The 5,947-nt window shown below is 75.8% G+C and carries 6 protein-coding genes; 3 read left to right on the top strand and 3 right to left on the bottom strand.

The window, feature by feature from the left end; genetic code table 11:
- Nucleotides 1-221, top strand: a 221-nt coding sequence (locus AB7J25_RS29915; protein WP_428514623.1) for a hypothetical protein, incomplete at its 5' end; no start/stop codon positions are given.
- 835 nt (nucleotides 222-1,056) lie between these two features.
- Here AB7J25_RS29915 and AB7J25_RS29910 read toward each other — a convergent pair.
- A complete protein-coding gene (locus tag AB7J25_RS29910; RefSeq protein WP_428514621.1) occupies nucleotides 1,057-2,208 on the bottom strand; it encodes an ROK family transcriptional regulator in 1,152 nt (383 codons plus the stop codon).
- A 71-nt stretch (nucleotides 2,209-2,279) separates the two neighbouring features.
- Here AB7J25_RS29910 and AB7J25_RS29905 point away from each other — a divergent pair, with 71 nt between their 5' ends.
- Nucleotides 2,280-3,431, top strand: a complete 1,152-nt coding sequence (locus AB7J25_RS29905) for a hypothetical protein (protein ID WP_428514619.1) — start codon at nucleotides 2,280-2,282, stop codon at nucleotides 3,429-3,431.
- A 162-nt stretch (nucleotides 3,432-3,593) separates the two neighbouring features.
- A complete protein-coding gene (locus AB7J25_RS29900; RefSeq protein WP_428514617.1) occupies nucleotides 3,594-3,800 on the top strand; it encodes a heavy-metal-associated domain-containing protein in 207 nt (68 codons plus the stop codon).
- On the opposite strand, the gene AB7J25_RS29895 is transcribed toward AB7J25_RS29900, so the two are convergent.
- A complete protein-coding gene (locus tag AB7J25_RS29895; protein WP_428514615.1) occupies nucleotides 3,801-5,021 on the bottom strand; it encodes a ZIP family metal transporter in 1,221 nt (406 codons plus the stop codon).
- Nucleotides 5,022-5,024: 3 nt separating this feature from the next.
- On the bottom strand, nucleotides 5,025-5,947 hold a 923-nt coding region (locus tag AB7J25_RS29890), incomplete at its 5' end, for a multicopper oxidase domain-containing protein (protein WP_428514613.1).

The following is a 5,947-nucleotide window of genomic DNA, read 5'->3' as shown; positions in this document are numbered from 1 at the left end:
CCGAGCGGATCACCGCCACCGACAGCGACGACGTCGCCGTCGTCGGCGCCCGCGCGGTCGTCGACGGGTTCCCCGGCGCCACCGTCCGCTACCGCCTGGACGGCGTGGACCGCGTCGCCGCGCCCGTCGCGGCGGACCCGGTGCTCGGCACGCCGCTCACACCCGTGCAGGAGTGGTTCGCCGCGTTGCGCCCGTTCGCCGACGGCACCTGCCAGCAGTGAGGCCGCGTCGCGGTTCGCGCTGAGGCATCTCGCAGGGATCGTGCACGCACGCCTCGCCGAGGCCCTGCGACGGGGTGTCCGGGTCGGCGGGGGTGTTCGGCGGGGTGTTCGGCGGGGGTGATCACCGGCGGCATGGGCGAACCCGGCCGTCATGGTCGGGGCTGGACGCGGTGGGCGTTCCGCCGTCACCGTCGGGGTTCCGGGCGGGCGGCCCACGGTGGCGGTGCCGGGCGAGCCCACGGTGGCGGTGCCGGGCGAGCCCACGGTGGCGGTGCCGGGCGGGCGGCCCTCGGGTGTACTCCGGCGGCACTGTCGGGGCCGCTGGAACATCTGTGCGAGCGTCGGCACGTGGCTTGTGGTTGCCGTGCAGGCCGCCCACCGTGTGTGTGTGGGCGCGTCACGGTGTGTGCGGGCCGTGGAACATCTGTTCGAGCGGCCTACGGGGGGCGGTGCCCGGGTGGGCGGTGCCGAGCGGCCCGCGGTGGGCGGTGCCGGGCGAGCGGCCCACCGGGGGGCGGTGCCGGGCGAGCGGCCCGCGGTGGGCGCTGGCGGGCGAGCGGCCCATGGTGGGCGCTGGCGGGCGGGCGGTTGCGGGCGAGCGGCCCTCGGCCGTACTCCGCCCGCACCGTCGGGGCCGCTGGAACATCTGTGCGAGCGTCGGCACGTGGCTTGTGGTTGCCGTGCAGACCGTCGACCCTGTGTGTCGGCGTGTCACGGTGTGTGCGTGCAGCGGAACACCTGTTCGAGCGGCCTACGGGGGGCGGTGCCAGGCTGGCCGCGCCGGGTGAGTGGCGCCGGGCCGGCGCCCCCGCGTCCCCCGTCCCGCGCGACCCTGTCACCCGCCCGTCCGGCGGGCCCACGCGTCGAGCATCTCCCCGGTCAGCACGGCGTCGAGGGCGAGCGCCGCGGCCCCGTGCAGGGCGCCGTCGTCGCCCAGGACGGCATCGCGCACCGGGGGAGGGTCCGGCCGCCGGAACGACATGAGCCCTCCGGTGAACGCCGTCGTGAACGCCGTCGCGGCGGCCGCCCGCAGTGGCGCGGCGAGCCCGCCGAGCGTGACGACCCCCGGATCGAGCGCGTTGACCAGGCCCGCCACCCCCGTGCCGAGGGCCGTCGCTGCCGCCGCGACGGCCGCCCCGGCAGCCGGGTCGGGGCGGGCGAGCACGGCCGCGGCGTAGGTGCGCGGGTCGGCCGGGGCCGGTTCCCCGAGGTGACGGGCGAGGGCGCGCCCGTCGACCATGAGGTCCCAGCAGCCGGCGGCCCCGCACGGGCAGCGCAGCGCCCGGTCGCCGAACGGGAGGTGGCCGAACTCGCCACCTGCGCCCGTCGCCCCACGGACCGGGCGGCCGTCCACGGTGAGGCACCCGCCCAGCCCGACCTCCACCGTCACGTGCAGCGCCGTCGACGACCCCGCCGCCGCGCCGCCGCGCGCCTCGGCGACACCGGCGAGCCTGGCGTCGTTCTCGACGAGCATCGGCAGGCCCGGCGGCCCGAGCGGGGAAAGGTCGACCGGCCCCCAGCCCAGCGTCGAGGCCTGGACGACGTGCCCGCCCCGCACCGTCCCCGCGACCGACACCGCGACCGCCCGCAGCCGGTCTCCGAGCCCTCCCGCGGTCCGCCGGACCGCCTGGCCGATCTCGTCGCGCACGCGGTCCGGTGAGCGGTCGGCGTGCCGCGCGGCCGCGATCATCCGCGGGTTGCCGTCGAGGCCCGCGACCGCGCAGCGCCAGTCCTCGTGGCGCAGGTCGACCGCGAGGACGGCCGGGCCGTCCGGGTGCGGGGTGAGCACCGTGGTGGGGCGGCCCCGACCGACTGCGGGCGCCGGGGTCTCGCCGAGCAGCGACAGTCCGCGCAGGCGCGCGGTGAGCTCGGTGACGGTGCCGCTGCTCAGGCCCAGCCGCTGTGCCAGCGCGGCCCGGGTGATCCCCGGGGTGCGCCGCACCTCGTCGAGCACGGCGAGGGCGCCATGCCACCGGGGGCTCGCCATGACGGCTCCCTCCATGCTTATACTCGATCTCCGAGTTTATTCGGAGGTCCGGTGCCCAGGTCACCTCGCGCGTGCTGATCCGTCCCGCCGTCCCGGGCGCCGCACCCACCGTGCCCGATCCCGTCCGCCGCGTCGCGATCGGGCAGGCGGCCATCGGCTTCGTGATCAACAGCATCGGCGCGGCGCTCGTCATGCTCGCCCGCGACCTCGGCCGGGAGCCCGAGGCTCTGGCCGGGCTCGCCGCGTCGTTCGGCGCCGGCCTGCTGCTCGTCGGCGCGGCGGGGCCGGTGCTGCTGCGCCGCGGCGCCGGGTCGGTGATCCGCCTCGCCGCGCTCGTGACGGCCGCGGGTGCCGCCGTGCTCGCCACCGGTCCGACGGCGGCGGTCGCCGCGACCGGCGCCGTCCTGCTCGGCACCGGGTCCGCGGGCGTCGTCCTCGCGACACCCGCCCTGCTCGCGGGTCCCACCGCCGCCGCGCAGCTCTGCGTGGTCAACGCGATCGCGAGTGTCTGCGGCATGCTCGGCCCGCTCGCCATCGGCGTGCTCGACCTCGGGTTCGGCCACGGACGCCTCGCCCTGCTGCTCGCCGTGCCCCCGCTGCTCGTCCTCGCCGTGCTGGCGACGGCGGCTCCGCCCGCCCCGGCCGCGGAGCGCGTCGCGTCCGGCGGACCCCGGCTGCGCCGCGTCGCCCTGGCGTGGGGTGCGGTGGTGCTCGGCGTGTCGATCGAGTTCTGCTTCGCGATCTGGGCGGCGGCGCGACTCCAGCAGACCGGGCTGGGTGCCGGGACGGCCGCGAGCGTCGCCGTCGCCTTCCTGGTCGGCATGGCGGCCACCCGGTTCGCCGCGCCCGCACTGATCGGCCGCGGCGTCCCCGTCGTCCCGCTGGGGTGCGTCCTGGTGGTAGCGGGCACCGTCGGGGTCGCGCTCCCGGGAACCGCCGCGGTGGTCGCCGGGCTCGTCGTCGCCGGGATCGGAACGGCGGTGTTCTACCCGGTGACGGTGGCGCGCCTGGTCGGCCTGCCGGGCCTGTCGGTCGCGCACGGCACCTCGCTCGGTGCGGTCGCGTCGGGCACCGCGATCACCGTCGCGCCGGTGGCGCTGGCGGCGCTCGGCGCGGCGGTCGACCTGCGCGCGGCGTACCTGATCGCGGTGCTGCCGCTGGCGGTCGCGCTGATGGTGGCCACCCGCACCCGACGCGACCGGCGGACGCCCTCGCGGGGATAGCGCGCGCCGTGCAGACGCCACGGCCCCGCGAGAGATCGGTGGGGACGGGCTTGGAGGTGGCGGCAGTCACATACCCCTATGGGGTACTCTCCGGGTGCCGGGAGCGGTGAAGAGGCCGGCATGCCGACGCGGCGACACGAGGATCGAGGAGTGGGGCACGACATGAGCGAGCACACCTACACCGTCTCCGGCATGACCTGCGGGCACTGCGTCACCTCCGTCACCGAGGAGATCGGCGGCATCGAGGGCGTCACCGGGGTCGTCGTCGACCTGCCGACCGGCGCCGTCACCGTGTCCAGCGACCGGCCTCTCGACGACGCCGACGTGCGCGCCGCGGTGGCGGAGGCGGGCTACGAGCTCGCCGGGTGATCAGGCCGCGACGAGCAGGCCCGTGAGGTACATGATCACGATCCCGGCGGTGAGCCCCCCCGCGACGGGCGGATCGAGCAGCCGGCCGTCGCGCCCGCGCAGGGCGGGCACGATCTGGCCGATCACGCCGATGATCGCGCCGACCCCGACGCCCAGCAGCAGGGCGGACAGCACGGGGTTGTCGACGGCGGCGCCCAGCAGCGCGCCGAGGACGGCCGGGGCGCCCGCGAGCAGCCCGAGGCCGAGCAGGGCGGGCAGGCCCGGCCTGCGCTCGGTGAGCGGCGCGACGATGGCCAGGCCCTCGGTGGTGTTGTGCAGCGCGAACCCGACGACGAGCGCGGTGCCCAGCGCCAGCTCGCCGACGGCGAACGCGGAGCCGATGGCGAGGCCCTCCCCGAGGTTGTGCAGCCCGATCCCGACCGCGATCAGCACGGCCAGCCGCAGACCACCGGGCCTGCCCGGTGAGGCGCCGGCCATGTGCCGCCTGCGGTTGAGCAACCCGTCCACCCCGGCCAGGGCGAGGTAGGCCAGCGCCGCGCCGAGCAGCACCACGGCGGCGCCGCCGAACGGCTCGCCCACTCCGGCGAGCAGTTCCAGGCCGTCCAGGGAGGCGTCGACGGCCAGGAAGGCGAGCAGCCCGACGGTCAACGCGAGCAGCACCCGCACCGCGGTCGTTCCGGCGCGGCGCAGCACGGGCAGCACGAGCATGCCCAGCAGCACGGGCAGGATCCCGACGTAGGTGCCGAGCAGCACCATCGTCGTGACGACGCCGCTGCCGGCCTCGGGGGTGGCGACGGCGGCCGGGATCTCGTGCTCGATGACGAGCCCGGTCGAGGTGATGATCCCGATCAGGTAGGGCTGGCCGTCCTGCCAGGGCACGTCGAGCACCAGGGTGGCCGTCGTGAGCCGGTCGACCGGTTGCTCGCCACCGGTGAAGTCGACGAAGACGTCGTTCACCGTGACCTGCGCGACCTGCACAGGGTCCGCGCCCGCACCGCGCACGGTCAGGGCGATCGTGCCGGGGCTGAGTACCGCCCGCTCGACGGTGAGCTCCTCGATCGGCGGCCCGGTGCGCTCGGGCAACGTGGCGCCGCCGAACACGGCCAGCGCGGCGAGCGCGGCGGCGATCAGCGCGGCGAGGGCCGTGCCGAGCAGCCACAGGGGCGGGCGGCGCGAGATGGTGGTCCGGCCGGTCCGGTCGTTGCTGCGGTTGTCGAGCATCGGTTACTCCGTGACCTCGAAGAATCCCATCCAGCCCAGGTCCGCGAACTCGGACTTGTGGGCGTGGAACATGAACCGGCCGGGGCGGGGGAAGCGCACCTCGCAGATCCCGCGCTGACCCTGGGCCTGCATGACGATGTCGGTGTACTCCGACGGCTCCAGCCGCGTGCCGGTCGGGTAGTAGTCGAAGAAGTTGCCGTGCAGGTGGAAGCTGTTGATCGGGTCGTACTCCAGGACGTTGACGAGGTAGATGCGCACCAGCTCGCCGGCCCGCACCCGCACGGGGGAGTCCATGTGGTGGAACGGGATCCCGTTCACCGCGTAGAACTGGTTGCCCTGGCCGTCGAAGGTCGTGTTCCAGCCGTGCTGCACCATCACGAGCTCGTCCGCGGCCGGCCGGTCCTGCGGTGGGTCGACGATGAACGTGCCGTACATGCCGCGGGCGATGTGCTCGGCCAGCGGCCCGACGTGGCAGTGGTAGAGGTGGAGCCCGAACGGCTCGGCGTCGAAGGTGTAGGTGTAGGACTCGCCGGGAGCGATGATGCCGCGCCCGATCATCGGGACGCCGTCCATCTCGGCGGGATGGATGCCGTGGAAGTGCATCGTGTGCGGGTGTGCCGAGCGGTTCACGAAGCGCACGCGCAGGACGTCGCCCTGGCGGCAGCGCAGGGTGGGCCCGGGGACCCGCCCGTTGAAGGTCCATGCCGGGTACCGCACGCCCGGTGCGATCTCGATCTCCTTGTCCTCGGCGACGACCTCCCACTCGCGCACGGTGCGCCCGTCCGGGCCGGTCGAGACCGCGCCGAGGTCGAAGTCGCGCAGGATCGCGTCCGGGTCGAAGCCGTTCGCCTCGTGATCGACCGTCTCGCCGTCGCGGAACGTGGGGCCGTTGATCCCACCGCCGTGTGCCGAACCGCCGTGTGCCG

Source organism: Pseudonocardia sp. (genome assembly GCF_050246655.1).
Taxonomy (GTDB): domain Bacteria; phylum Actinomycetota; class Actinomycetes; order Mycobacteriales; family Pseudonocardiaceae; genus Pseudonocardia.
The sequence above is the reverse complement of the archived record's forward strand: the minus strand, read 5'-3'. Positions and strand labels throughout refer to the sequence as shown.

What these genes read in the sequence shown, in the direction of transcription:
- AB7J25_RS29900 (WP_428514617.1), top strand. Translation starts at nt 3,594, where the DNA reads ATGAGCGAGCACACCTACACCGTCTCCGGCATGACCTGCGGGCACTGC.
- AB7J25_RS29895 (WP_428514615.1), bottom strand. Translation starts at nt 5,021, where the DNA reads ATGCTCGACAACCGCAGCAACGACCGGACCGGCCGGACCACCATCTCG.
- AB7J25_RS29910 (WP_428514621.1), bottom strand. Translation starts at nt 2,208, where the DNA reads ATGGCGAGCCCCCGGTGGCATGGCGCCCTCGCCGTGCTCGACGAGGTG.